Origin of the sequence: Streptomyces pacificus (genome assembly GCF_011766325.1) — a bacterium.
Taxonomy (GTDB): Bacteria; Actinomycetota; Actinomycetes; order Streptomycetales; family Streptomycetaceae; genus Streptomyces; species Streptomyces pacificus.
This window is the reverse complement of sequence record NZ_BLLG01000008.1, coordinates 68,565-93,063: the sequence shown is the minus strand read 5'-3', so window position 1 is coordinate 93,063 and position 24,499 is coordinate 68,565. Positions and strand designations below refer to the sequence as shown.

Sequence of the window (24,499 nt, the reverse complement as noted above, 5' to 3'; positions counted from 1 at the left end):
CCCCACTGACAGAAAGGGACGGATAGCCGGTGTCGACGCCGTTCTATGTCTCACCACAGCAGGCGATGGCCGACCGGGCGGAATACGCCCGCAAGGGCATCGCGCGCGGCCGCAGCCTGGTCGTGATGCAGTACGCCGACGGCATCGTGTTCGTCGGCGAGAACCCGTCCCGCGCGCTGCACAAGTTCAGCGAGATCTACGACCGGATCGGCTTCGCCGCGGCCGGCAAGTACAACGAGTACGAGAACCTGCGCATCGGCGGTGTCCGCTACGCCGACCTGCGCGGCTACACCTACGACCGCGACGATGTGACGGCCCGCGGCCTGGCGAACGTCTACGCGCAGACACTGGGCACGATCTTCTCCAGTGCCGGCGAGAAGCCGTACGAGGTCGAGCTGGTCGTGGCCGAGGTCGGCACCTCGCCCGAGGGCGACCAGATCTACCGGCTGCCGCACGACGGCTCGATCGTGGACGAACACGGCTCGGTCGCGGTCGGCGGCAACGCGGAGCAGATCAGCTCCTTCCTCGACCAGCGGCACCGCGACGGGATGTCGCTCGCCGAGGCCCTGAAGCTCGCCGTGCAGGCCCTGTCCCGCGACACCAACGGCGGCGAGCGGGAGATCCCCGCTGAGCGCCTCGAGGTCGCGGTCCTGGACCGCACCCGTCCCCAGCAGCGCAAGTTCAAGCGGATCGTGGGCCGCCAGCTCTCCCGCCTGCTGGAGGCCTCCGACGCTGCCTCCGCTCCGACGGAGGCCCCGTCGGACGAGGAGACCCCGGACGACGAGACGTAGTCGGCAGTCCGTTCGCAGTTCGTCCGCGGCGCCCCGCACGCGACCCGTGTGCGGGGCGCCGGTGTGCGCGGGCGAGGACGCGGCGGGCGGGGCGCGGAGGCGGCGGAGGTGTCCGTTGCGCTCCCGCGCACCGGAGCCCTCGGAGCCGCCCGGCGGACGGGTGGCGTTTCCCTGCCCGGGCACCCTCCGGGAGGCCGGGAGGCGCCCCCCCGTGCGGTCCCGCCGGACGGGGAGTCGAGCCCGGGCGGGGGACCGGGCCCGACCGCCCCGACGGGGGGATCGGCCGGCGGCCTCCCGAGCGGCCTCATCGCATCCACCCCGTCCCGTGGTGCGGCGGGGCAACGCGCGGGCCCCGTCCGTGCTTCCCGGGTGCGGAGGGCGGGCGCACCCGGGAAGCACGGACGGACCCCGGGGAAGGCGCTCCGGGATCGGCCTCAGGCCGCCGGTGCGGGGCCCGTGGAGCTCCTCGGGATCAGAGTGACCGGGAGGGCTTCGGAGGCCGGTGGGCGCGACGAGAGGACATCGAGGAGCGCGGTCATGCCGGCCTCGCCGATCCGCTCGGCCGGGAGGCGGACCGTGGTGAGTTCCGGCTCCACCGCCGTGGCCAGGGCCAGGTCGTCGAAGCCGGTCACCGACACGTCCTCCGGCACCCGCAGGCCCATGCGGCGGACCGCCTTGCAGGCGCCGGCGGCGACGATGTCGTCGTCGCAGACCAGGGCGGTGGGCCGCGGACCCGGAGCAGCGAGCGCGCGGGCCGCCGCCTCCGCCGCGCCGGCCACGTCCAGGGGCGACGCGACCGTACGGAGTTCCGCCTCCCCGGCCGCCCCCAGGGCTTCCTCCAGGGCACGGGCCCGCACCGCGAAGGTCCAGGACGGCACGGCGGAGGCGAGGTGGACGAAGCGCCGGTGCCCGAGGGCGCGCAGATGGTCCACCACCTGCCGCATGCCGTCCGCCACGTCCAGGTTCACCTGGGCCGCGGACGCCGGGTCGGCCGGATCGCTGTCCAGCATCACCAGCGGCAGATCGGTCCCGCGGATCGCGTCCAGCGCCCCTGCCGCCATCGACGAGGCGATCACCCCGTCCAGGGCGGCCCGCGCGGACGGGAAGGGGTCCCGCGCCGGGCCCGTCCCTTCGGGGGAGGGGTACAGCACCACGCCGAAACCGTGCTCCCCGGCGACCGCCGCCGCACCCCCGTACACACGTGCGAAGAACTCGTTGGTCAGGGCGGGGACCACCAGCAGCGCCGTCCGGGTCCTGCCGAGCCTCAGGTTGCGGGCGGCGAGGTTCGGCCGGTAGCCCAGTTCGGCCGCCGCGTCGCGCACCAGTGCCGCGGTGCGCTCGGACACCCGGCCGCGCCACTTGCCGCCCAGCACCAGCGACACGGTGGCCTGGGACACCCCGGCGGCCCGCGCCACGTCCCTGCTCGTCGGCCGCGCTCCACCGGTCGGCTCCCGGGTCTGCACACGCGCCTCCCGCACTCGGTCCCCGTGCGCCGCGGGAGTGGACTCGCGGCATCCGACATGATACGTATGACGCGGCTAGTTATACGTAAAACTTCCCGAGTGGGGCGCGACCCGCCGGGCGGCAGCGAAGAGGCGGAAGCGATGGGCACCGGACTCGCCGGGTACAGGGACATCCTCAAGGCCCCCCATGCCGCCCGCCTGCTGGCGGGCACGCTGGTGGGCCGGCTGCCCAACGGCGTGGCGCACATCGCCATCGTGCTCTTCGCCCGCGCCGAGGGCGGCAGCTACACCCTCGCCGGCGCCCTGGCGGCCGTCTACGGGCTGACCACGGCCGCCGGACAGCCCCTCCTGGGCCGCATGGTCGACCTGTACGGGCAGCCCCGCGTCCAGCTCCCGGCCGCCGTCCTGTCGGCCCTCGGCATGGCGGCACTCGCCGTCTCGGGCATCGGGTCGCTCGCCGTGGCCTACACCGCCGTCGCCGTCGCCGGGTTCTTCACCCCGCCCCTGGAAGGCGGGCTGCGCGCCCTGTGGCCCGACGTCCTCGGCCGCCAGGACCGGGTGCACCGCGCCTACGCCATGGACGCGATAGCCCAGGAAGTCATGTTCACGGTCGGACCGCTGCTGGTCACCCTGCTGGTCTGGCTGATGTCGCCTGCGGCCGCGCTGCTCGCCGTCAACGCGGTCGGTGTCCTCGGCGCCCTCTCGGTGGTGGTCTCCGAACCCTCCCGCGCTTGGCGGTCCGCGCCGCGTGAGGCCCACTGGCTGGGCGCCCTGCGCTCGGCCGGGCTGCTCGCCCTGCTCGGCTGCTTCTTCTTCGTCGGCCTCGCCCTCGGCTCCATCACGGTCGCCGCCCTCTCCTATGCGGAGGGCCGGGGCGGCGACGCCGTCTACGGCTGGTTCATGGCAGCCCTGGGCCTCGGCGCCCTCGTCGGCGGCGTCGCCTACGGCGCGCGCGACTGGGCAGGCGCGCCCGAGCGCCGGCTGCGGGTGATCACCGGGCTGCTCGCCCTGGGCTATCTGCCGCTGATGCTCACCCCCGGCGTTCCCGCGATGACCGCGCTCGGCGCCGTCGCCGGACTGTTCCTCGCACCCGCGATCGCCTGCGCCTTCCTCGTCGTCGACCGGCACGCCCCGCGGGGCACCGTGACCGAGGCGTTCTCCTGGCTGGTGACCACCTTCGGCGTCGGTGCCGCCGTCGGCACGGCCGCGGCCGGCCCCGCCGTGGAGTTCGCGGGGACCGCCGCGGGCTTCGCCGTCGCCGGCTGCGGCGGACTCGCCGCCCTGCTGGTGCTGCTGGCCACCGGACGGGTCCTCGCAGCTCCCGGCGGCGGTGCGGATGTCGCACCGGCGGAGGAAAATGATCGAAGCGGTGCTGCCGAACCCGGTTTCAGCTCAGTCCATCGGGCGTAATGTTCCCTCATGGACCGCCGCATTTTCGGGCTGGAGAACGAGTACGGCGTCACGTGCACGTTCAGGGGACAGCGCCGACTGTCACCTGACGAAGTGGCGCGCTACCTCTTCCGCCGAGTCGTGTCATGGGGCCGCAGCAGCAATGTCTTCCTGCGCAACGGGGCCCGCCTCTACCTCGACGTGGGCTCGCATCCGGAATACGCAACTCCCGAATGTGACAACGTGACCGAACTGGTCACCCACGACAAGGCCGGAGAGCGCATCCTCGAGGGCCTGCTCGTCGACGCCGAACGCCGCCTGCACGAGGAGGGGATCGCGGGCGACGTCTACCTCTTCAAGAACAACACCGATTCGGCGGGAAACTCCTACGGGTGCCACGAGAACTACCTTGTGGCCCGGCACGGGGAGTTCTCCCGTCTCGCGGACATCCTGATCCCGTTCCTCGTCACCCGGCAGCTGCTCTGCGGCGCGGGAAAAGTGCTCCAGACCCCTCGCGGCGCGGTGTTCTGCGTCAGCCAGCGCGCCGAACACATCTGGGAGGGCGTCAGCTCCGCGACGACCCGCTCCCGGCCCATCATCAACACCCGCGACGAACCGCACGCGGATGCCGAGCGCTACCGCCGCCTGCACGTCATCGTCGGCGACTCCAACATGTCGGAGACGACGATGCTGCTCAAGGTCGGGGCGACCGACCTGGTGCTGCGCATGATCGAGGCGGGCACGGTCATGCGCGACCTGACGCTGGAGAACCCGATCCGGGCCATCCGCGAGGTCAGCCACGACATCACCGGCCGGCGCAAGGTGCGCCTGGCCAGCGGCCGCGAGGCCTCCGCCCTGGAGGTCCAGCGCGAGTACTACGAGAAGGCGGTGGACTTCGTCGACCGCCGCGGCATCCGCAGCGGCACGGTGGCGCAGGTCCTAAAGCTGTGGGGGCGCACCCTCGACGCCGTCGAGCAGGAGGACCTCGACAGCATCGGTACCGAGATCGACTGGGTGATGAAGTACAAGCTCATCGAGCGGTACCGGGCCAAGCACAACATGACGATGTCGCACCCCAGGGTCGCGCAGATAGACCTCGCCTACCACGACATCCACCGCAGGCGCGGCCTCTACTACCTGCTGGAGAAGAAGGGGCAGGCCGCCCGGATCTGCGACGACCTCAAGATCTTCGAGGGCAAGTCCGTGCCCCCGCAGACCACCAGGGCGAGGCTGCGCGGCGACTTCATCCGCCGGGCTCAGGAGCAGCGGCGCGACTTCACCGTCGACTGGGTGCACCTCAAGCTCAACGACCAGGCGCAGCGCACGGTGCTGTGCAAGGACCCGTTCCGCTCCGTGGACGACCGGGTGGAGAAGCTGATCGCCGGCATGTAGGGGTCCCGCTCCGCCCGCCGGTCCGCGGCGGGCGGAGCGGACGCCGCCCCGGCGCGAGAAGCGCACGGCCTCTCGGCGCAGCCCTTAGAGTGTCGAGCGACCGATGTGCCGTCTGAGATCTGAGGAACACGTGCGCCGACTTGCCGGCCTGCTCGTCGTGCCCCTGCTGCTGCTCTCCACAGCGGCGTGCGGCGACGACGGGGGCTCCGACTCCGCCCAGACGTCGAACGGACTGCCCGCCATCACCGCGGGTGCGAAGTTCGGTGAGAAGCCCACGCTCGCCAAGGGCGAGGGCGAGCCCCCCGAGGACCTCGAGGTGGAGGTCGTCAGCGAGGGCAAGGGACAGGTGCTCAAGAAGGGCGACCAGGCCCAGGTCGACTACCTCGGCCAGGTGTGGGACGGCGACAAGCCGTTCGACAACAGCTTCGACCGGGGCGAGCCGTTCGCCGTGACCATCGGCGGCGGCGGCGTCATCGAGGGCTGGCAGAAGGCCCTCACCGGCAAGAAGGTCGGCAGCCGACTGGAGGTGTCCATCCCGCCGTCACTCGGCTACGGCAGCAGCGGCCAGGGCGACATTCCGCCGAACGCGACGCTGGTGTTCGTCATGGACATCGTCAAGGGCACCACCCTCCCCGTGTCCGCCGAGGGCACCGAGGTCGCCCAGGACGACGCCGACCTGCCCGAGGTCGGCACGAACACCGACGGCAAGGCGCCCTCGATCACCGTCCCGAAGAAGACCGCGCCCACCGCGCTGGTCTCCGACTACGTCATCGAGGGCAGCGGCCCCGCCGTCAAGGCCGGCGACACGGTGGCCGTCCAGTACAAGGGCGTCCTGTGGAGCGACGGCAAGGAGTTCGACAGCAGCTACTCCAAGGGCGCCCCCGTCACCTTCCCGCTCTCCGGCGTGATCGAGGGCTGGTCCAAGGGCCTGGAGGGCAAGAAGGCCGGCAGCCGGGTGCTGCTCGTCGTGCCGCCGGACATGGCCTACGGAGACCAGGCCCAGGGCCCGATCCCGGCGAAGTCGACGCTGGTGTTCTCCGTGGACATCCTGGCGGTTCTGTAAGACTGTCCGCGTTGACTCGCACAGAGAGCACAAGGAGCAACACGTGAGCATCGACAAGCCCGAGATCGACTTCCCCGGCGGCGAGCCGCCGGCCGACCTTGAGATCAAGGACATCTGGGAGGGCGACGGGCCCGAGGCCAAGGCGGGCGACACCGTCTCCGTCCACTACGTGGGCGTGGCCTTCTCCACCGGCGAGGAGTTCGACGCCTCCTGGAACCGCGGCACCCCGCTGCAGTTCCAGCTCGGCATCGGCCAGGTCATCAAGGGCTGGGACCAGGGAGTGCAGGGCATGAAGGTCGGCGGCCGCCGTCAGCTGACCATCCCCGCGCACCTCGCCTACGGCGACCGCGGGGCCGGTGGCCGTATCGCCCCGGGCGAGGCGCTGATCTTCGTCTGCGACCTGGTCGCGGTCTGACCGCTACCGGTCTCCTCGGGGCCCATGCCGCCAAGGGCATGGGCCCCGCGCTTTTGCCACGACGCTCCGTAGCGGTAGGTTCGACGATCAGAAGAACGGGTGAGGAAGGGCGTCGATGGCCATTGCCAAGGCCGAGCGGCTGATGAACCTGGCGCTGTGTCTGCTGGGGACACGGCGGCCGCTCAGCAAGCGGGAGCTGCGCGGCTCCATCGAGGCCTATCTGGAAGCGGCCTCCGACGAAGCCTTCAACCGGATGTTCGAACGGGACAAGGACGATCTGCGCGAACTCGGGCTGGTCATCGCCACCGTGGACAACCTCGACGGCGACACCGGCTATCTCGCCCGCCGCGACTCCAACCGGCTGCCGCCGATCACCCTCGACGCCGAAGAGGCCGCGGCGCTCGGCCTCGCCGCCAAGGTCTGGCAGCAGGCCCGCCTCGCCGGAGCGGCCAGTGGCGCCCTGCAGAAGCTGCGTGCCGCCGGCATGCCCGAGGCGCGGGACCCCTACGAGGCCCAGCACAGTGCGCTCGAACCGCGTATCCCCGTCCACGAGGCGGCCTTCGAGCCGCTGATGCTCGCCTGCCGGGACCGGCGCCCCGTCGTCTTCGACTACCGCAAGTCCAACGCCGCCCGCCCCGGGGCCCGCCATGTGGAGCCCTGGACGCTGGAGTGCTGGCGAGGGCACTGGTACCTCGCCGGCTGGGACCGCGACCGCGGCGCCGAACGCGTCTTCCGCCTCTCCCGCATCACCGGACGGGTCCGCTCCCGCGCCGGCTCCTTCACCGCGCCGGTACCCGACGTGGTCACCGTGCGCGAGACGGTGGAGAGCTGGGCCGGCGAGACCGCCACGAGGTCCGCGCGGATCAGGCTGAGGGCGGGCTCCGGCTACCCGCTGCGCGCCCGCGCCGGCTCCGTGCGGGAACTCGGCGACGGCTGGGACGAGTTGGAGATTCCGTACGGACACGGCCTGGACGCCTGGCTGGTGGAGTTCGGACCGGATGTCGTCGTGCTCGAGCCCGCGGACCTGCGGGCCGATGTGGTGGACCGGCTGCGTGCCGTGGCCAAGGGCTGAGGGGGACGCGTACAGGCATGGCCGCCAACGCCATCGACCAGACCCGGCGGATGCTGTCGCTGGTGACGTATCTGCGCGAACGCCCCGGAGCGCGCGTCGGGGACGTCGCCCGGGCCTTCGGGATCACCGAGGACGAGCTGATCTCCGACCTCGACGTGCTGCCCATGTGCGGGACCAGCTTCCGCGGCGGCGATCTCCTCGACATCGACACCGACGGTGAACGCATCTGGTGGCACAACCCCGACGATGTCGCCGAGCCGCTCCGGCTGGCGGCCGACGAGGCGACGGCGCTCCTGGTCGCCGCGCGGGCCGTCGCCACGCTGCCCGGGCTGCGGGAGGGCGACCGCGAGGCGCTGGTCCGGGCGACCGCCAAACTGGAGGCCGCCGCGGGCGAGTCCGCCGGAGCCAGCTCCCGGCTCTCCGTCACCTTCGAGTCGGAGGGGGGCGTCTTCGCCGACGTCGACCGCGCCATCTCGGAGCGCCGCAGACTGTGGCTGCGGTACTACTCCCCGGCGCGGGACGAGCTCACCGAGCGCGAGGTCGACCCGATCCGCCTCTTCGCCGTCGGCCACACCTATATGGAGGGCTGGTGCTACCTCTCCGAGGCGCGCCGGACGTTCCGGCTCGACCGGGTGGCCGAGATCCGGCTGCTGGACGAGCCGTCGGCGCCGCCCGAGACGGAGCTGCGCGATCTGTCGGAGGGGCTGGTGCAGCCCTCGGCCGAGGACCCCGAGGTCGTGGTCGAGGTCGGCCCGGGCGGTCGCTGGGTGGCCGAGTACTACCCCCACGACAGCGCGGAGGAGCAGCCCGACGGCGGCCTGCGGATCAGCCTGCGCACCCCCGACCCGGCGTCCCTGCGGCGGCTCGCGCTCCGGCTGGGGCGGGACGGGCGGATCGTGTCGCCGCCCTGCCTGGCGGACAGCGCGCGGCAGGCGGCGCGCGAGGCGCTCGCCGCCTACGACAGCCGGGATCGGCGGACCGGGTGAACGGGGAAGTGAGCGGGAACGGGACGGACATACCCGCTCTGGTGGGAATCCCGGCAGCGCGGGACCCGATCGTCTTCAAGGCCGGCTGCCCCGACTGCCGCGCCCGCTTCGAACTGGCGGCGGGCGCGCTGTGCCTCGCGATCGGCGCGAGCAGGCGGACCACCTTCTACTCCTTCACCTGCCCCGAGTGCGGGGCCGCCGTGCGCAAGCCGGCGGGGGAGCGGATCGTCGAACTGCTCACCGGCGGCGGGGTAAGGACACTGCGTCTGCACTCCACCGTCTGATCCGCGTACCGATGGCGTCCCGCCGGGTGGTTCAGCGGGTCAAGGCGGCGGACCCCGCGGGCCGGAGGCGGTGAACCGGTCGGATCGGGCGTCCGGCCCGCTTCCGCGGGACGCTTCGTGGGGGGCCGCCTCCACGGGGTTCGCGCTGGTCCTCGGACCGGGACGCAGAGCGCTCGATCGCCGGCACCGCGGTGCGGGCCACGCCGCCGCACCCTCCCGAGGTGCCGCGGCGGCCGGCACCGGCCGGCCTGCAGGGACGGCTGCCGGGATGCCTGCGGACGTGCGCGGGCGTCAGCGAGGGCGGCCGGACGTGCGCGGGGATGTCCGCGGGGACACATCCGCGAAAGACGCCCGCCGGGGGAGGGGGCGGCAGGACGGGGCGAACGCCGCCTCACGCGGCAGTAGGCTCTGCTCCATGTTCTGGCCCATGCTCGCCGTCGCCCTGGGGTTCCTCGGGATCGCCGTCCTCGGCGTCCTCGGTGTCCGCGTCTTCCTGGAGGCCCGGCGACTGGGCCGGCAGGTGGCCGCCACAGCGGAACGCGTCAACCGGGCCGCGGAGGACTTGGAGAGAGCAGCGGCGCGGCTGGCGAGCACCGGCGAGGCCCTGCGGTAGCGCCGGCGGTCTCCTCCAAGGAGACGGCCCGGAGGTACCCTGCCTGTGATGTGCCCGCTGTCCGTTCGGGCCGCAATGGCCCTTGTCCACAGGCATTGCCCGGCGTTTACCCCGGCGGGTTACGATCGCAGGCACGTCGGCGCTCGGACTCCTGCCCGACCGTCCACCGGGCAGCCCGCCCTTCAGCCGCCCCAGTGAGAGGGAATCCGCACATGATCGGCAATCTGAAGCCCCTTGAGATCATTCTGATCATCGTGGTGATCCTGTTGCTGTTCGGCGCGAAGAAGCTGCCCGACATGGCCCGCTCGCTGGGCAAGTCCGCCCGCATTCTGAAGAGCGAGGCGAAGGCGATGAAGAAGGACGACGAGTCCTCGCGCGCCCAGTCCGCGCCGGGCACCGACCCCGACGCCCAGAAGGACGTGCCCCGCACCATCCGGGCCGCCCCCGGCGATGTGACGAGCAGCCGCCCGGTCTCGGAGCCGAACCGTACGACCCAGAGCTGACCCGGTTCCCCCAAGGTTCCCGCACGAGACGAGGAAGTGGGTTGCTCAAGTCCGCCCGCAAGCAGGACAAGGACGCCGAGGGGCGGATGCCTCTCGGCGAACATCTGCGTGAGCTGCGCAACCGGCTGCTGAAGTCGGTGCTGGCGATCGCGGTGGCCACGATCGCCGCGGCCTTCTTCCAGAAGGAGATCTTCGCGTTCCTGATGCGGCCGATCCTGGAGTCCGTCGGCTGCGCGAACGGTCAGGTCGTCATGCGCAACGGCCAGCTCTGCGCCGAGATGACGACACAGGGACTTCTGTCGCCGTTCACCATCGCGCTGAAGGTCGCCCTGATGGCGGGTGTGCTGGCGGCGACCCCGGTCTGGCTCCACCAGCTCTGGGCCTTCGTCGCTCCCGGGCTGCACCACCACGAGAGGCGCTACGCGCTGAGCTTCGTGGCCGTCGGCGTACCGCTGTTCCTCGGCGGTGCCTACCTCGCGTACTCGATCCTGCCGCAGACCGCCGAGATCATGCTCGGCTTCGCACCGTCGGGCGCCCGGCCCCTGCTGCCGCTGGACGACTACCTCGACCTGATCACCCGCATGGTGATCGTCTTCGGTATCGCCTTCGAGCTCCCGCTGCTGCTGATCCTGCTCAATATGACCGGCGTGCTGACCGGCAGGCGGATGCTGCGCTGGTGGCGCGGAATGATCGTCGGCCTCACGGCGTTCGCCGCGATCGCCACGCCCGGCGGCGAGCCGATCTCGATGCTCCTCCTGGCCGGCCCGCTGGCCGTCCTCTACTTCATCGCCGTGGGCTTCTCCTTCCTCAACGACACCCGCCGCCGCCGCAGGGACCCGGACGCCGGCCTGAGCGACGACGAGGCCTCCCGGCTGGACCTCACCCCGGAGGCCGTCGGCGCGGCCGAGGACGTCCCGGCCGCCCGCGCGCTTCCCGGGCAGCAGAGCGGCGACCGGGACCGGATCAACGGGTACGACGACATCACCTGACCGGGGCTCCCGAGGGCGCCCGGGCTCCCGAGGGCGGGCGCATGCCGGCCGCGCTGATCCTGGACGGAAGGCGGGAGCGCCCGTACCCGGGGCACCGGCGCGCCGCCCGCCCGGAGAGGGCGCCCCCGCCCGACGGGGGCGGCCCTCCCCCCGGGGACCGGTGCGCGACCCCCTCCGCCCGCGACTGCGCTGCGCAGTCCGGCCGGCGGTCACGCGCCGTGCCTCCAGGGCCCCGGCCGCGGCGGGGGCGCGGCTGCCTTCCGCGACGCGCTCCGGAGCCCGGGACGGGCCCGGTGCCATCACGCCGGGTCATCCGCGCGGCACGGCAGCGCCGCCCGGTGCCCCCGCGCGGCATTCCCTGCGCCGCTCCCTTCGCTCGCCGCCCGCCCGCCCCCTGGGCGCCGCCTGGTGCGACCGGCTCACCGGAATCGCGGTGAAGTCCTGGTCCGCGCCCGCCCCGGACCCCGCCGCCGCGCATAAGCGCGCGCCCGCTGTCGGACCCTGCGGGTAGGCTCGACCGCAAGATGACACAGGACCTCTCCCCAGCCGAGCGATACGCGGCCGCCCGGATCCGCGCCGCCGAGCAGGCCACCGCGCTCGCTCCCTTCCGCGAGATGTACGACTTCGGGCTGGACCCGTTCCAGGTCGAGGCCTGCGAGGCGCTGGAGGCGGGCAAGGGCGTGCTGGTGGCGGCCCCCACGGGTTCCGGAAAGACGATCGTCGGCGAGTTCGCCGTGCACCTGGCCCTCTCCCAGGGCCGCAAGTGCTTCTACACGACCCCCATCAAGGCGCTGTCCAACCAGAAGTACGCGGATCTGGCGAAGCGGTACGGCCCCGGCAGGGTCGGCCTCCTCACCGGCGACAACAGCGTCAACTCCGATGCGCCGGTGGTCGTCATGACCACCGAGGTACTCCGGAACATGCTGTACGCGGGCTCCCGGTCGCTGAGCGGTCTCGGATACGTGGTGATGGATGAGGTGCACTACCTCTCCGACCGCTTCAGAGGCGCCGTCTGGGAGGAAGTGATCATCCATCTCCCCGAGTCGGTGACCCTGGTCTCGCTCTCCGCGACGGTGTCCAACGCGGAGGAGTTCGGCGACTGGCTCGACACCGTCCGCGGCGACACCGAGGTGATCGTCTCGGAGTCGCGCCCCGTGCCCCTGTGGCAGCACGTGCTGGCCGGACGCCGGATGTACGACCTCTTCGAGGAGGAGACCGACCACGGCGGCCGCGGCGCCACCCGGCGCGAGGTCAACCCCGACCTGGTCCGCCTGGCCAGGACGGAGAACTCGCGCATGTACAACCCGCGCGACCGCCGCCGCGGCAAGATGGTCCGCGAGGCCGACCGGGAGCGCGAGCGCCGGCAGCGCGGCCGCATCTGGACCCCGGGGCGGCCCGAGGTCATCGACCGGCTGGACGCGGAAGGGCTGCTGCCCGCCATCACGTTCATCTTCAGCCGAGCCGCGTGCGAAGCCGCCGTCCAGCAGTGCCTGTTCGCCGGACTGCGGCTCAACGGCGAGGAGGCCCGCCTGGAGGTGCGGTCGATCGTCGAGGCGCGCACGGACTCCATCCCCCGCGAGGACCTCCATGTCCTCGGGTACTACGAGTGGCTGGAGGGGCTGGAGCGGGGCATAGCCGCGCACCACGCCGGAATGCTCCCCACGTTCAAGGAGGTCGTCGAGGAACTCTTCGTCCGCGGCCTCGTCAAGGCGGTCTTCGCCACCGAGACCCTGGCCCTCGGCATCAATATGCCCGCCAGGTCCGTGGTGCTGGAGAAGCTCGTCAAGTGGAACGGCGAGCAGCACGCCGACATCACCCCCGGCGAGTACACGCAGTTGACCGGACGCGCGGGACGGCGCGGCATCGACGTGGAGGGCCACGCCGTCGTGCTCTGGCAGCGCGGCATGGACCCGGGCGCGCTCGCCGGACTCGCCGGCACCCGCACCTATCCGCTGCGCTCCAGCTTCAGGCCGTCGTACAACATGGCCGTCAACCTCGTGCAGCAGTTCGGGCGGCACCGCTCGAGGGAGCTGCTGGAGACCTCGTTCGCCCAGTTCCAGGCGGACAAGTCGGTCGTCGGCATCGCACGCCAGGTGCAGCGCAACGAGGAGGGGCTCGCCGGCTACCAGGAGGGCATGACCTGCCACCTGGGGGACTTCGAGGAGTACGCGCGCCTGCGCCGCGAACTGAAGGACCGCGAGACCGACCTGGCCAGGCAGGGCGCCGCCCAGCGCCGGGCGGCCGCCGCGGACTCGCTGGAGAAGCTCAAGCCGGGTGATGTCATCCACGTGCCCACCGGCAAGTTCGCCGGACTCGCACTCGTCATCGACCCCGGGCTGCCGGCCGGCAGGTCCAACGGCCACCGGGGATACGAGTACCACGACGGGCCGCGCCCCCTGGTGCTGACGGCCGAACGCCAGGTCAAGCGCCTCGCCTCGGTGGACTTCCCGGTCCCCGTGGAACCGCTGGAGCGGATGCGGATCCCCAAGTCCTTCAACCCCCGTTCGCCCCAGTCCCGGCGCGACCTCGCCTCCGCCCTGCGGACCAAGGCCGGGCACATCGCGCCCGACCGGCACCGCAGGCCGCGCGCAGCGGCCGCGGACGACCGCGAGATCGCCCGGCTGCGCGGGGAGATCCGCGCCCACCCCTGCCACGGCTGCGACGAACGCGAGGACCACGCACGCTGGGCCGAGCGTCATCACCGGCTCCAGCGCGACACCCGCCAGCTGGAGCGCCGCATCGAGGGCCGGACGAACACCATCGCCCGCACCTTCGACCGCATCGTCGCCCTGCTCACCGAGATGGACTACCTCCGCGGCGATGAGGTCACCGAGCACGGCCGCCGGCTCGCCCGGCTCTACGGCGAGCTGGACCTGCTGGCCAGTGAGTGCCTGCGCGAGGGGGTGTGGGAGGGGCTGAACCCGGCCGAACTGGCCTCCTGCGTCTCGGCGCTGGTGTACGAGGCGCGCCAGGCCGACGACGCGGTGGCGCCGAAGCTGCCCTCCGGCAAGGCGAAGACCGCGCTCGGCGAGATGGTGCGGATCTGGGGCCGGCTGGACGCGCTGGAGGAGGAGTTCCGCATCAGCCAGGCCGAAGGCGTGGGTCAGCGCGAGCCCGACCTCGGATTCGCCTGGGCGGTGTACCAGTGGGCCTCGGGCAAGGGCCTGGACGAGGTGCTGCGCGAGGCGGAGATGCCCGCGGGCGACTTCGTGCGCTGGACCAAGCAGGTCATCGACGTCCTCGGCCAGATCGCGGCCGCGGCGCCCGGCGGGAACTCCACGGTGGCGCGCAACGCCCGCAAGGCCGTGGACGAGGTGCTGCGCGGCGTGGTGGCCTACAGCTCGGTCGGCTGACCGAACGGGGGCCGCTGTGCCCGGACGCGCCGGCCCGGCCCGACGCCCCCCGGCCGGGCCCGGCCGGGGGCGAGCAGCTCCGGCAGAGCGCCCGTGCCCGGACCCGGCCGAGCCCCGGTGGGGCCCGATCGGATCCAGCCGCCCCGCCCGGCAGGTGGGAGCGGCGCGGCCCGTACCAGTGGCGCGGGGCGGTTGTCGTGCCGGGGCCCTACCCGGACGGGAAGCTCAGCAGGCCCAACGGCTCGGAGGTGGGCGCGGGGGAGCCGCCGGCCGGCTCGACGGTGACGCCCACGCCCGTTGCCCGGCCGACCGCACCCTCCATGAGGAACGCCTCCGCACCGCCCGTCGAGGCGAGCAGCCCGGCCGGGCGCATCGCATCGCCGTCCGCGAACCAGAGCTGGTACACCCGGCCGCCGTCCGGCCGCGGCAGCCCGGACGCGAGGAAGACGGCGCGGTCCCGCTCACGGGAGAGGGCGACGGTGCCGGCCGCCCCCTGACCCAGCTCCGTGCTTCGCGTGCGCACATCGGGCGCGGTGAGCACCTCCGCGAGCGCCCGGGTGCTCCGCCGTGCCAGTTCGGCCGCCTCGCGGGCCTCCGCCCGCGCCTCGTCGGCGGCCCGCTGCTGGACGACCGCCACGCCACCGAGCGCCGCGAGCCCCGCGGCGCACGCGGCGAGGACGAACCCGGCGAGCCTGCGCCGGGCGGGCGGGCGGGCCCTGTGCACCGCGGGCGGGATGCGGCCGGCCTCCGCGGCGGCGACCTTCGGCGGCTCCTGGCGCACGGCCGAGATCCGCGCCATCACCCGGGACTTCATCGCGGACGGCGGGACCTCGGAGGAGGCGAGGCCGAGGCGCACCGCGGTCGCCCCGAGTTCCCGTACCTCCTGTGCGCACGCCGGGCACACGGCCAGATGCTGTTCGAACCGGACGCGTTCCCGGTCGCCCAGCGCGTTGAGCGCGTACGCGCCCGTCAGCGTGTGCAGTTCGGCGTCCCGGCCCGCCGCCCCCTTCGCCGCAGCGCTCATCGCGGGACCGTCCCTTCCCCGGCCGTCGCGGGCGGCGCCGCTGCCGCCGGGTCCCGGCGGCAGCACGGCCAGGGGCGCGTGCCGGTCCCCGGCCGGGCCGATCCGGCACGTCCGTGCCGGGCCCGGCACGGACGTGCCGGATCGGGAGCACGCCCCCGCTGGGGCCGGCCGGCGAACCCCGGGGAGGCGTTCTCCACCGAGCGCTGCTCCTTGCCCGGACTCATGCGTTCACCCCCAGGCAGTCGCGCAGGCGGATCAACCCGTCGCGCATCCGTGTCTTCACGGTGCCCAGCGGCACCGCGAGCAGTTCGGCGACCTCCCGGTAGGCGAGGCCGCGGTAGTAGGCCAGGGTCACCGACTGGCGTTGGAGTTCGGTCAGGGTGCGCAGACAGCGCCGCACCTGCTCCCGTTCCAGCCGGGCCTCGACCTGTTCGACGACGTCGTCGAACGCCGGTGTGCCGCCGAGGCGGGCGGCTTTCCGCTCGCGCTCGACGGCGGCCTGGGCGGAGCGTACGCGGTCGACGGCGCGGCGGTGGGCGAGGGTCAGGGTCCAGGTGAGGGCGGAGCCACGCGACGGCTGGTAGCGCGCGGCGGTCACCCACAGCTCGACCAGCACCTCCTGGGCGACCTCCTCGGACTGCGCCGGATCGCGCAGCACCCCGCGCACGACGCCGAGTACGGGTCCGCAGACCGCGTCGTACACACGGGAGAAGGCCTGCTGATCGCCGCGCGCGACCCGGACGAGCAGTTCGTCGAGACCCGGCCCCGCCGATGGTGCCCCTGTGATGTGTATCGCTTCCTTCACCGCTCTCCCCTCACCGCGGCCCGCTCCGGTCGGTCCCTCTTCCCCGGACCTGCGTCGCCGCGGGTGTCACCTCCCCTATACGGAGCGGAGACGGCTCCTGACTGCCGTGGCGCCGATCTTTTTCACGCCCGCGTCCCGAGCGGACCCCCTACTGCTCACGCGCCGGTCCGGCACCGGGGCCGGGGGCGCCGAGGGGGAAGACGGCCCCGCGGCCGGCGGGGTTGCGGCACCGGCGGTGACTGAGGCGGGGAGGGTGCCGGAGCCGGGGACGGCGGCGGGTACACGGCGGCTACACGGCAGGGACAGGGCAGGCATGCGGCAGCGGGACGAGGAGGCGCCCGGGGCGTTCGCGGGGGCAGGTCCTCGCCGGTCCCGCGTTCCCGCACAGGCCCCCTGAGGCCCCCTGAGGCCGCCTGAGGCCGGCCCGGACGCTACGCCTCCTGCTCGCGTTCCACTTCCGCGTTCCAGTCGCGCTTGACGGCCCGCCATGCCTCGTCGGACTTGCCCAGCCGCCAGTAGCCCGACGCGGACAGCCGCTCCCGCGGGATGCCGCGCTCCAGCCGGAGGTGGCGGCGCAGTTCGCGCACCGCGCCGGCCTCGCCGTGCACGAAGGCGTGCACGTCTCCCGCCGGGAAGTCCAGTGCGCGTACCGCGGCGATCAGGGCTTCGCCGACGGGGCGTGCGCCCCGGTGCAGCCAGCTGACGGTGACCCCGTCCGGGGTGGCGATCTTCTGCTCCTCCTCGGGGCCGGCGATCTCGACGAAGGCACGGACCCGTGCGCCACGCGGCATCTGCTCCAGCGAGGTGGCGATGGCCGGGAGCGCGCTCTCGTCCCCCGCGAGCAGGTGCCAGTCCGCCGCCGGGTCCGGTGCGTATCCGCCCCCGGGGCCCAGCAGCCGCACGGTCTCGCCGGGCCGCACCCGTGCCGCCCACGGCCCGGCGAGACCGCGGTCGCCGTGGACCACGAAGTCGATGACGAGTTCCCGGTGGACCGGGTCCCAGGAGCGGGCGGTGTAGGTGCGATTGGCCGGCCACAGGCCGCGCGGCAACTCCTCGCGGATCCGGGCCATGTCGAACGGCTCGGGGTAGGCCACACCGGGTACCGGGAAGACGACCTTCACATAGGGGTCGGTGAACCCGTCCAGGGCGAACGAGGCCAGCCCCTCGCCGCCGAGCACGAGACGGACCATGTGCGGGGTGATCCGTTCCGTGCGCAGCACCCGCGCCTGGTGGACCTGCGGTGCCCTGCGTGCGGCTGTCTCTGCCACGGCCGTCTCCCCTGACGTAGATGCTTAGGCTTACCTAAGCTAACACCTCAGAGCGGGGGATTCGCGCCCGCCAGCCCGGTGCGCAGCCGGCCCACCGCCCTGCCCAGACCCCAGCGTGCGGCGAGTCCGTCGAGTCCGGCCGGGTCGCGGGGCTCTCTCGGCAGGGCCGGATCGAAGCCGGGAAGGGGCACGTCGTCCGCGACCCGGACGACCTTCGGGGCGACCGCCAGATAGGGCCGTGCCTCGTCCAGCCGCCTGCGCTGGGCCGGCGTCAGCCCGGACGCCGGATCGTCCACCGCCGCCATGATCCCGGCCAGGTCCCCGTGGGCGGCCAGCAGCTTCGCCGCCGTCTTCTCACCGATGCCCGGCACCCCCGGCAGCCCGTCGCTCGGGTCGCCGCGCAGCAGGGCCAGATCGGCGTAACCCGGGCCGTCCACGCCGTACTTCCCGCGGAGCACCGCCTCGTCGGTCGACTGCATCGTGCCGACGCCCTTCAGCGGGTAGAGCACGCGGATCCCGCGGGCGTCGTCCACGAGCTGGTAGAGGTCCCGGTCGCCGGTGACGATGTCGACCGGGCCGCTCGCCCGTGCCGTGAGCGTGCCGATCACGTCGTCCGCCTCGTAGCCCGCGACGCCGACCCGCGCGATGCCGAAGGCGTCCAGCACGTCCTCGATGACGGGGACCTGCGGCGACAGGGTGTCCGGCACCTCCTCCTCGTCCGGCCCCGCCGGGGTCTCCACCGCTACCCGGTGCGCCTTGTAGGAGGGGATCAGCTCGACCCGCCAGTGCGGTCGCCAGTCCGCGTCCATACAGGCCACCAGCTCGTCCGGGCGGTGGTCCTGGACCAGCCGGGTGATGAACTCCAGGAGTCCGCGGACGGCGTTGACGGGGGTGCCGTCGGGGGCGCGCACGGAGTCCGGCACCCCGTAGTAGGCGCGGAAGTACAGGGAAGCGGTGTCGAGGAGCATCAGGCGTCGCGTCACAGTCCGCCATCATGCCGTACACCTCGGACAGCGCCTCTGCGTCAGGCGCATCGCACTGCACCGCACCGCACCGCATCGCACCGCACCGCACCGCACCGCACCTCATCGCACTGCACCGCATCGCACCGCACCGCATCGCATTGCGCGGCATCGCACCGCACCGGCCGGTCACCAGGCCCGTCGGCCCGCCGCGGACCGGCCACCCTGCCGTGAACTGGCTCACTTTTACGTTTGCCCGCGCGAAGACCGGGGCAGGTGCGGCGCCGGAGTGGACCCCGCCGTGCCTTCGACCGGTGACGATGCGGGGAGGCGGGAAGAGTCCGCCCGCTCCACGGCCCGCCGGCGGGGGAGGCGGGCCGTTTCCGGTTCGACGCGTGAGGTGTATGTGTCCAGGCTGCAGGCGGAACACCTGTACAAGGTGTTCGGCAGACGACCCGACGAGGCGGTGGGCAGGCTCGAGAACGGCTCCGGCCGCGACGAGCTCCGCGCCGAAGGAGCGACGGCCGCGGTGATCGACGCCTCGTTCTCCGTCGAGCCGGGTCAGATCTTCGTCGTCATGGGCCTGTCCGGGTCCGGCAAGTCCACCCTGCTGCGCATGCTCAACGGACTGCTGGAGCCGACCGCCGGACGCGTCCTCTTCGACGGCCGGGACCTGACCGCCCTGGGCGCCCGCGGGCTCCGCGAGGTGCGTGCATCCAGGATCAGCATGGTCTTCCAGCACTTCGCGCTGTTCCCCCACCGCAGCGTGCTGGAGAACGCCGCCTACGGCCTCGCGGTCCAGGGCGTCGCCCGCGCCGAGCGCGAGCGCCGCGCGACCGAGGCGCTGGAGCTGGCCGGTCTCGCCGGATGGGAGCAGTCCTGGCCGGACGAGCTGTCCGGCGGTATGCAGCAGCGCGTCGGCCTGGCCCGCGCCCTCGCCACGGACGCCGACCTGCTGCTGATGGACGAGTCCTTCAGCGCCCTCGATCCGCTCATCCGCCGCGATATGCAGGATCAGCTGCTCGAACTCCAGAAGCGCCTGAAGAAGACCATCGTCTTCATCACCCACGACCTCAACGAGGCCATGCGCCTGGGCGACCGCATCGCCGTGATGCGCGACGGGCGGATCGTCCAGCTCGGCACCGCCGAGGACATCCTGCTCCGGCCCGCCGACGACTATGTGGCGTCGTTCATCCAGGACGTGGACCGCTCCCGGGTGCTGACGGCTTCCGCCGTCATGGCCGAACCGCGGAGCGGCGACGCCGACGGGTGCGGCTGCGAGACCGTCGCACCCGGCACCCTCGTCGCGGACGTGTGCGCCGTGAGCGCGCGCGTCCCGCATCCGGTGGCCGTCAGGGACGCCTCCGGCGACGTGGTCGGAGTCGTCCCGCAGTCCCGGCTGGTCGGCTTCCTCGGCGACGAGCGGGCCGAGCCGGTGCCCTGTGACGCACCGGCCCGCCGCCTGCCGGCTCAGCAGGCGCAGCAGGCTCAGCAGGGGGTGCGTGCGGGTGCTTAGGATTCCCCTCGGTGAGTGGGTCGACGGCGGCGTCGACCGGCTCCAGTCCGGCCTCTCCTGGCTGTTCGACGGCATCAGCTCGGCCGTCACCGGCATGTACGACGGCATCGACGCGGTGCTGTCCGCACCCGAGCCGCTGCTCTTCGCCGGCATTCTCGCCGTCGCCGCGTGGTGGCTGCGCGGTCTGCTCGCGGGTGGTCTGGCCTTCGCCGGCTTCGCGGTGATCGACTCCGTCGAGCTGTGGGACGAGGCCATGTCGACCCTGTCGCTGGTGCTGGTCGCCACCGTCGTCACGCTGCTGATCGCGGTGCCGCTGGGCATCTGGGCGTCGCGCTCCAAGGCCGTCAGCGCCGTGATCCGGCCGGTCCTCGACTTCATGCAGACGATGCCCGCCATGGTCTACCTGATCCCCGGCATCATCTTCTTCGGCGTCGGCGTGGTCCCCGGCATCATCGCCACCATCGTCTTCGCCCTGCCACCGGGTGTGCGGATGACCGAGCTCGGCATCCGCCAGGTCGACAAGGAGCTGGTGGAGGCCGCGGAGGCGTTCGGCACCGCACCGCGCGACACGCTGGTGCGCGTGCAGCTGCCGCTCGCCCTGCCCACGATCATGGCCGGCGTCAACCAGGTGATCATGCTGGGCCTGTCCATGGTGGTGATCGCCGGCATGGTCGGCGGCGGCGGCCTCGGCGGTGCCGTCTACCGCGCCATCGGCAACGTCGACATCGGGCTCGGCTTCGAGGCCGGCGTCTCCATCGTCATCCTCGCCATGTACCTGGACCGGATGACCGGCGCGCTCGGCCGCCAGGTCTCGCCCCTCGGGCGCCGGGCGCTGGCCCGCGCCGGGGCCGGGGCCGGCGGGTCGAGGATCTGGAACCACCGCCCCCAGCCCGTCGTCGCCGTGGTCGGTGCCGTGGTCCTGGCGCTGGTCGCGGGCGGCATGGGCGTGTTCGGCGGTACCACGTCCGCCGAGGCCGGCGGCGCCGGCGACGTGGGCCGGGGCAAGAAGATCTCCGTGGGCTACATCCCGTGGGACGAGGGCATCGCCTCCACCTTCCTGTGGAAGGAGCTGCTGGAGCGCCGCGGCTTCGAGGTCGAGACCAGGCAGCTGGAGGCCGGCGCGCTCTACACCGGTCTCGCCGGCGGGCAGATCGACTTCCAGACGGACTCCTGGCTCCCGGTCACCCACGCCCAGTACTGGGACAAGTACCGCGACAAGCTGGAGGACAAGGGCTCCTGGTACGGCCCCACCTCCCTGGAGCTGTCGGTGCCCGCGTACGTCAAGGGCGTCGACTCCCTCGCGGACCTGAAGGGCAGGGCCGGCGAGTTCAAGGGCCGCATCGTCGGCATCGAGCCGAGCGCCGGAATGATGGGGATCCTCAAGGACAAGGTCCTCAAGGAGTACGGTCTGGAGGGCGAGTACGACATCGTCGACGGCTCCACCCCCGGCATGCTCGCCGAGCTGAAGCGGGCCTACGACAAGAAGGAGCCCATCGTCACCACCCTGTGGTCGCCGCACTGGGCCTACAGCGCCTATGACCTCAGGAAGCTCGAGGACCCCAAGGGCACCTGGGGCACGGGCGACGGCATCCACACCCTCGCCCGCAAGGGCTTCTCCGCTCAGAACCCCCTGGTCGGCGAGTGGCTCCAGGACTTCGAGATGACCGAGGAGCAGCTCACGGGCCTGGAGGAGAGGATCCAGGAGACGGGCAAGGGCAAGGAGCAGGAGGCCGTCCGGGCCTGGCTGAAGGACAACCCCGGCCTCGCCGACACATGGACGCCGGTCCCGGCCGAGGCGTCGAACGTCTCACAGTCGCATCGGAGCGGCTGAATCCCCCACACGGTGAGGGCCCCGTCACATAACGTGGCGGGGCCGTGCCGTTGCCGGGCCCGGCCCTCCCCGCCGCCGTGGTGCGACGGTGAGTTGCGCGGGCCGGAACGTGCGTAAGGTACAGAGAGGAGGGAGGGACCTCAGCCATGGGAGACAAGGAAGCGCTCCGTGTCGGCTCCGCCATCCGCCGAAGGCGCCGGGCCCTGGATCTCACGCTCGCCGCCGTCGCGGGGCGCAGCGGCCTGTCCGTGCCCTTCCTCAGCCAGATCGAGAACGAGCGGGCACGGCCCAGCATGCGCTCGCTCCACCGCGTCGCGGACGCGCTGGAGACCACCGCCGCCGAACTCCTCGCCGCCGCCGACTCCTGCCGGGTCGTCGATGTCGTCCGGGCGGACGACGCCTCGCTCGCCGCCCGGCCGGGCGTGCGCCATCTGGTACGCGGCCACCACCAGCTCCACGCGGTGGAGTTCACCGGCGAGCAGGACGCGGGGGGCGAGCACCAGCACCGCAACGACGAGTTGATGTACGTGGCCGACGGCGCCGCCGAGGTCGAGGCCGAGGGACGCGCCCACCGGCTGGAGAAGGGCGACACGCTCTTCCTCTCCGGCGGGGTGCTCCACCGCTGGCGCGCCACCCGCCCGGGCACCCGGCTCCTCGTCGTCGCCGTCGCCGACCACATCGAGGCCGTCGCACCGTGACGAGGGTCGTCTCGCTGGTGCCCTCCCTCACCGAGGCCATCGCGGTCAGCGCGCCCGGACTGCTAGCCGGTGCCACCGACTGGTGCACCCGCCCCGGGGACCTCGAGGCGGCCAGGATCGGCGGCACCAAGAATCCCGACGTGGCGGCGGTGGCCGCGCTGCGGCCCGATCTGGTCGTCGCCAACGAGGAGGAGAACCGGGAGCCGGATCTCGCCGCGCTGCGCGCCGTGGGGCTGGAGGTGCTCGTCACCGAGGTGCGGACCCTGCCGCAGGCGTTCGCCGAGCTGCAGCGGGTGCTGGACGCCTGCGGGATTCCCCGCCCCGGCTGGCTCGATGACGCCGAGGCCGCCTGGGACGCCGTCGAACCGTGCGCGGAGCGGCGCCGCGCCGTGGTGCCGGTCTGGCGGCGGCCCTGGATGGTCCTGGGCCGCGACACCTTCGCCGGCGATCTGCTGGCCCGGCTCGGCGTCGACAACGTCTACGCCGCACACCCGGAGCGCTATCCCCGGATCCCGCTCGACGAACTGAACGCCGCGGGCGCGGACCTCGTGGTGCTCCCTGACGAGCCCTACCGCTTCGGCGCGGACGACGGCCCTGAGGCGTTCCCGGCGGTCCCCGCCGCTCTCGTCGACGGGCGCCTGCTCACCTGGTACGGCCCGTCGCTGGCGGCGGCTCCGGGGGCGCTGCGGGCAGCGCTCCGCCCACGAGACCGCGCAGGGTGAGGGTCCCGGCCGTGGCCCACGCCACGACCAGGAACAGGTAGAGTCCTGCCGCCGCCCACGCGGGAGCCTCCGCACCGGTGCGGGCGGACAGCGCCGCGGCCCCCGTGACGCATGTGCCGACCGGGAAGGTGAACGCCCACCAGGTCATCGTGAACGGCATGCCCCGGCGCGCCGCCCGCACCACCATGGCCGCGGCCGGCACGAGCCACAGCAGGGCGAGGCCGAGGGCGGCGGTCCCGTAGACGGTCGCGAAGGTCCCCAGAGCCGCCGCGTCCGCCTCGCCGACCGTCCCGGGAGCCGCGTCGGCGAGCCGGTGCACGGCGGTGGTCGACTGGCCCAGTGGGCCGAGCACCAGGAACAGGGCAGGCGTCAGGGCGAGCGGTGGAGGACCCTCGGTGAGAAGCCTCGTCGTCACCAGCGGCAGGATGACGAGCACGGCGAGCAGGCTCAGGGCGAACAGCCCGTAGCAGCCCAGCAGGGCGGTTCTGCGCCAGCCTCCGGCGGGCACCCGGCCCGCGAGCAGCGCGCCGAGGGTCGCCGCCACCATCGGGGCCACCACGGGGAGCAGCCACACCGGGGACGCTTCCCCCACCGTGACCCGGCGCCGGGTCAGCAGCAGGTACGGGACGGCGACCGCGGCCGTGAGTCCGGCCGCGGTGCCCGTGGCGAACAGGGTCCACGCCGTGGCGACGGCCGCCCGCTCGCCGATGACGCCTCCGCCGACCGAGAGCGAGCCGATGCCGACGGCGAGGAGCGCCATCGCCATACAGCCCTGGAACGGGGCGACGGCCGGGTCGAGGAGGCCGGCACGCGCCTGGTCGCGGTGGCGCAGCCAGTGCCCGGCCCTCGCGGCGAGCAGGGCCACGAGGGCCAGCGCGGACAGGGCCCATATCGCCTCCAGTACGTCTCGCAGGCCCTCCGCAGCCGCTGCGGCCAGGGGAGCCGCGGACGTCACGGCCGCGGGAGCAACGGGAGCGACGGGAGCAACGGGGGGTGCAGGGGTGACGGAAGCCGCGGGCAGGGACGCACCCGCGATGGCCACCGATGCCGTGCCCATGACGGCGGAATACCAGTTCGGTCCGAGCCGGCGCAGCAGCGGGACGCGGGTGACGCGCCGGAGCGGGTCGGAGCAGGCGGCGGGGTGTGCGGCAGCGACGTCAGCGGTGGCTGTGGCGGCGGACGGGGAGGCGGTGGGGGCAGTGGAGGAGGTGGGGGCGGTGGAGGCGGTGGAGGCGGTGGAGGCGGTGGAGGCGGTGGGGGAGGTGGAGTGGGGATGGGCGGCGGTGACCATGGCCCCACTGTCCGGCCCCGTTCGGCGGCCCACCAGGCACTCCCTCGCTCTGTCCCCATAAGCTGGGTT

Annotated in this window: 22 protein-coding genes; 16 read left to right on the top strand and 6 right to left on the bottom strand. The window is 73.2% G+C overall.

Going from position 1 to position 24,499, the window contains the following annotated elements; all coding sequences use genetic code 11:
- Window positions 1-29 precede the first annotated feature (29 nt).
- Window positions 30-791 (top strand): proteasome subunit alpha, encoded by a 762-nt coding sequence (gene prcA / locus SCWH03_RS15495; RefSeq protein ID WP_173264827.1) that lies wholly within the window; start codon window positions 30-32, stop codon window positions 789-791.
- Between the two features lie 434 nt (window positions 792-1,225).
- Here the strand turns inward: prcA and SCWH03_RS15490 are convergent, their stop codons facing one another.
- Entirely contained in the window at window positions 1,226-2,254 is a 1,029-nt protein-coding gene (locus tag SCWH03_RS15490) for a LacI family DNA-binding transcriptional regulator (RefSeq protein WP_173264826.1), read from the bottom strand.
- A 141-nt stretch (window positions 2,255-2,395) separates the two neighbouring features.
- Between SCWH03_RS15490 and SCWH03_RS15485 the strand changes: the two genes are divergently transcribed.
- From SCWH03_RS15485 to SCWH03_RS15435, 11 genes are all read left to right on the top strand, one after another.
- Complete coding sequence (locus tag SCWH03_RS15485) at window positions 2,396-3,664, top strand: MFS transporter (RefSeq protein WP_173264953.1); 1,269 nt, start codon at window positions 2,396-2,398, stop codon at window positions 3,662-3,664.
- Between the two features lie 9 nt (window positions 3,665-3,673).
- Entirely contained in the window at window positions 3,674-5,035 is a 1,362-nt protein-coding gene (pafA, locus tag SCWH03_RS15480) for a Pup--protein ligase (protein WP_173264825.1), read from the top strand.
- Between the two features lie 130 nt (window positions 5,036-5,165).
- Entirely contained in the window at window positions 5,166-6,098 is a 933-nt protein-coding gene (locus SCWH03_RS15475; protein ID WP_173264824.1) for an FKBP-type peptidyl-prolyl cis-trans isomerase, read from the top strand.
- Between the two features lie 43 nt (window positions 6,099-6,141).
- Window positions 6,142-6,513, top strand: coding sequence for an FKBP-type peptidyl-prolyl cis-trans isomerase (locus tag SCWH03_RS15470; protein WP_173264823.1), 372 nt, complete (start codon window positions 6,142-6,144; stop codon window positions 6,511-6,513).
- 115 nt (window positions 6,514-6,628) lie between these two features.
- Window positions 6,629-7,585, top strand: coding sequence for a helix-turn-helix transcriptional regulator (locus SCWH03_RS15465; RefSeq protein WP_173264822.1), 957 nt, complete (start codon window positions 6,629-6,631; stop codon window positions 7,583-7,585).
- Between the two features lie 17 nt (window positions 7,586-7,602).
- Entirely contained in the window at window positions 7,603-8,571 is a 969-nt protein-coding gene (locus SCWH03_RS15460; RefSeq protein WP_173264821.1) for a helix-turn-helix transcriptional regulator, read from the top strand.
- 38 nt (window positions 8,572-8,609) lie between these two features.
- Window positions 8,610-8,855, top strand: a complete 246-nt coding sequence (locus tag SCWH03_RS15455) for a CpXC domain-containing protein (RefSeq protein WP_371872684.1) — start codon at window positions 8,610-8,612, stop codon at window positions 8,853-8,855.
- Window positions 8,856-9,270: 415 nt separating this feature from the next.
- Window positions 9,271-9,468, top strand: a complete 198-nt coding sequence (locus tag SCWH03_RS15450; protein ID WP_173264820.1) for a hypothetical protein — start codon at window positions 9,271-9,273, stop codon at window positions 9,466-9,468.
- A gap of 212 nt (window positions 9,469-9,680) precedes the next feature.
- On the top strand, window positions 9,681-9,971 hold the full coding sequence (tatA, locus tag SCWH03_RS15445; protein WP_173264819.1) for a Sec-independent protein translocase subunit TatA: 291 nt from the start codon (window positions 9,681-9,683) through the stop codon (window positions 9,969-9,971).
- Window positions 9,972-10,012: 41 nt separating this feature from the next.
- On the top strand, window positions 10,013-10,960 hold the full coding sequence (gene tatC, locus SCWH03_RS15440) for a twin-arginine translocase subunit TatC (protein ID WP_173264818.1): 948 nt from the start codon (window positions 10,013-10,015) through the stop codon (window positions 10,958-10,960).
- A 524-nt stretch (window positions 10,961-11,484) separates the two neighbouring features.
- The gene (locus SCWH03_RS15435) at window positions 11,485-14,313 is read left to right on the top strand and encodes a DEAD/DEAH box helicase (protein WP_173264817.1); all 2,829 of its coding nucleotides are present in this window, start codon (window positions 11,485-11,487) and stop codon (window positions 14,311-14,313) included.
- Window positions 14,314-14,521: 208 nt separating this feature from the next.
- On the opposite strand, the gene SCWH03_RS15430 is transcribed toward SCWH03_RS15435, so the two are convergent.
- From SCWH03_RS15430 to SCWH03_RS15415, 4 genes are all read right to left on the bottom strand, one after another.
- Window positions 14,522-15,337, bottom strand: coding sequence for an anti-sigma factor (locus tag SCWH03_RS15430; protein WP_173264816.1), 816 nt, complete (start codon window positions 15,335-15,337; stop codon window positions 14,522-14,524).
- Window positions 15,338-15,557: 220 nt separating this feature from the next.
- Complete coding sequence (locus SCWH03_RS15425) at window positions 15,558-16,142, bottom strand: sigma-70 family RNA polymerase sigma factor (RefSeq protein WP_173264815.1); 585 nt, start codon at window positions 16,140-16,142, stop codon at window positions 15,558-15,560.
- 431 nt (window positions 16,143-16,573) lie between these two features.
- A complete protein-coding gene (locus SCWH03_RS15420; protein ID WP_173264814.1) occupies window positions 16,574-17,410 on the bottom strand; it encodes a siderophore-interacting protein in 837 nt (278 codons plus the stop codon).
- A 47-nt stretch (window positions 17,411-17,457) separates the two neighbouring features.
- On the bottom strand, window positions 17,458-18,378 hold the full coding sequence (locus tag SCWH03_RS15415) for a 5'-3' exonuclease (RefSeq protein ID WP_173264951.1): 921 nt from the start codon (window positions 18,376-18,378) through the stop codon (window positions 17,458-17,460).
- Window positions 18,379-18,778: 400 nt separating this feature from the next.
- On the opposite strand from SCWH03_RS15415, the gene SCWH03_RS15410 reads away from it, so the two are divergent.
- The 4 genes from SCWH03_RS15410 to SCWH03_RS15395 all read left to right on the top strand — a co-directional run bounded on the left by SCWH03_RS15410 (window position 18,779) and on the right by SCWH03_RS15395 (window position 23,139).
- Window positions 18,779-19,888 carry a quaternary amine ABC transporter ATP-binding protein gene (locus tag SCWH03_RS15410; RefSeq protein WP_173264813.1) on the top strand — a complete coding sequence of 370 codons (1,110 nt, stop codon included), beginning with the start codon at window positions 18,779-18,781 and terminating at the stop codon, window positions 19,886-19,888.
- Window positions 19,881-21,719, top strand: coding sequence for an ABC transporter permease/substrate binding protein (locus SCWH03_RS15405; protein ID WP_173264812.1), 1,839 nt, complete (start codon window positions 19,881-19,883; stop codon window positions 21,717-21,719). Before SCWH03_RS15410 ends, SCWH03_RS15405 begins: the two co-directional genes overlap by 8 nt.
- A 146-nt stretch (window positions 21,720-21,865) precedes the next feature.
- Window positions 21,866-22,417, top strand: coding sequence for a helix-turn-helix domain-containing protein (locus SCWH03_RS15400; RefSeq protein ID WP_173264811.1), 552 nt, complete (start codon window positions 21,866-21,868; stop codon window positions 22,415-22,417).
- Window positions 22,414-23,139 carry a helical backbone metal receptor gene (locus SCWH03_RS15395; protein WP_173264810.1) on the top strand — a complete coding sequence of 242 codons (726 nt, stop codon included), beginning with the start codon at window positions 22,414-22,416 and terminating at the stop codon, window positions 23,137-23,139. The genes SCWH03_RS15400 and SCWH03_RS15395 overlap by 4 nt, the downstream gene beginning before the upstream one ends.
- On the opposite strand, the gene SCWH03_RS15390 is transcribed toward SCWH03_RS15395, so the two are convergent.
- Window positions 23,060-24,430: an SLAC1 family transporter gene (locus SCWH03_RS15390; protein WP_173264809.1), complete on the bottom strand. Its 1,371-nt coding sequence runs from the start codon at window positions 24,428-24,430 to the stop codon at window positions 23,060-23,062. The two genes, SCWH03_RS15395 and SCWH03_RS15390, sit on opposite strands and share 80 nt — an antisense overlap.
- Window positions 24,431-24,499: the final 69 nt, after the last annotated feature.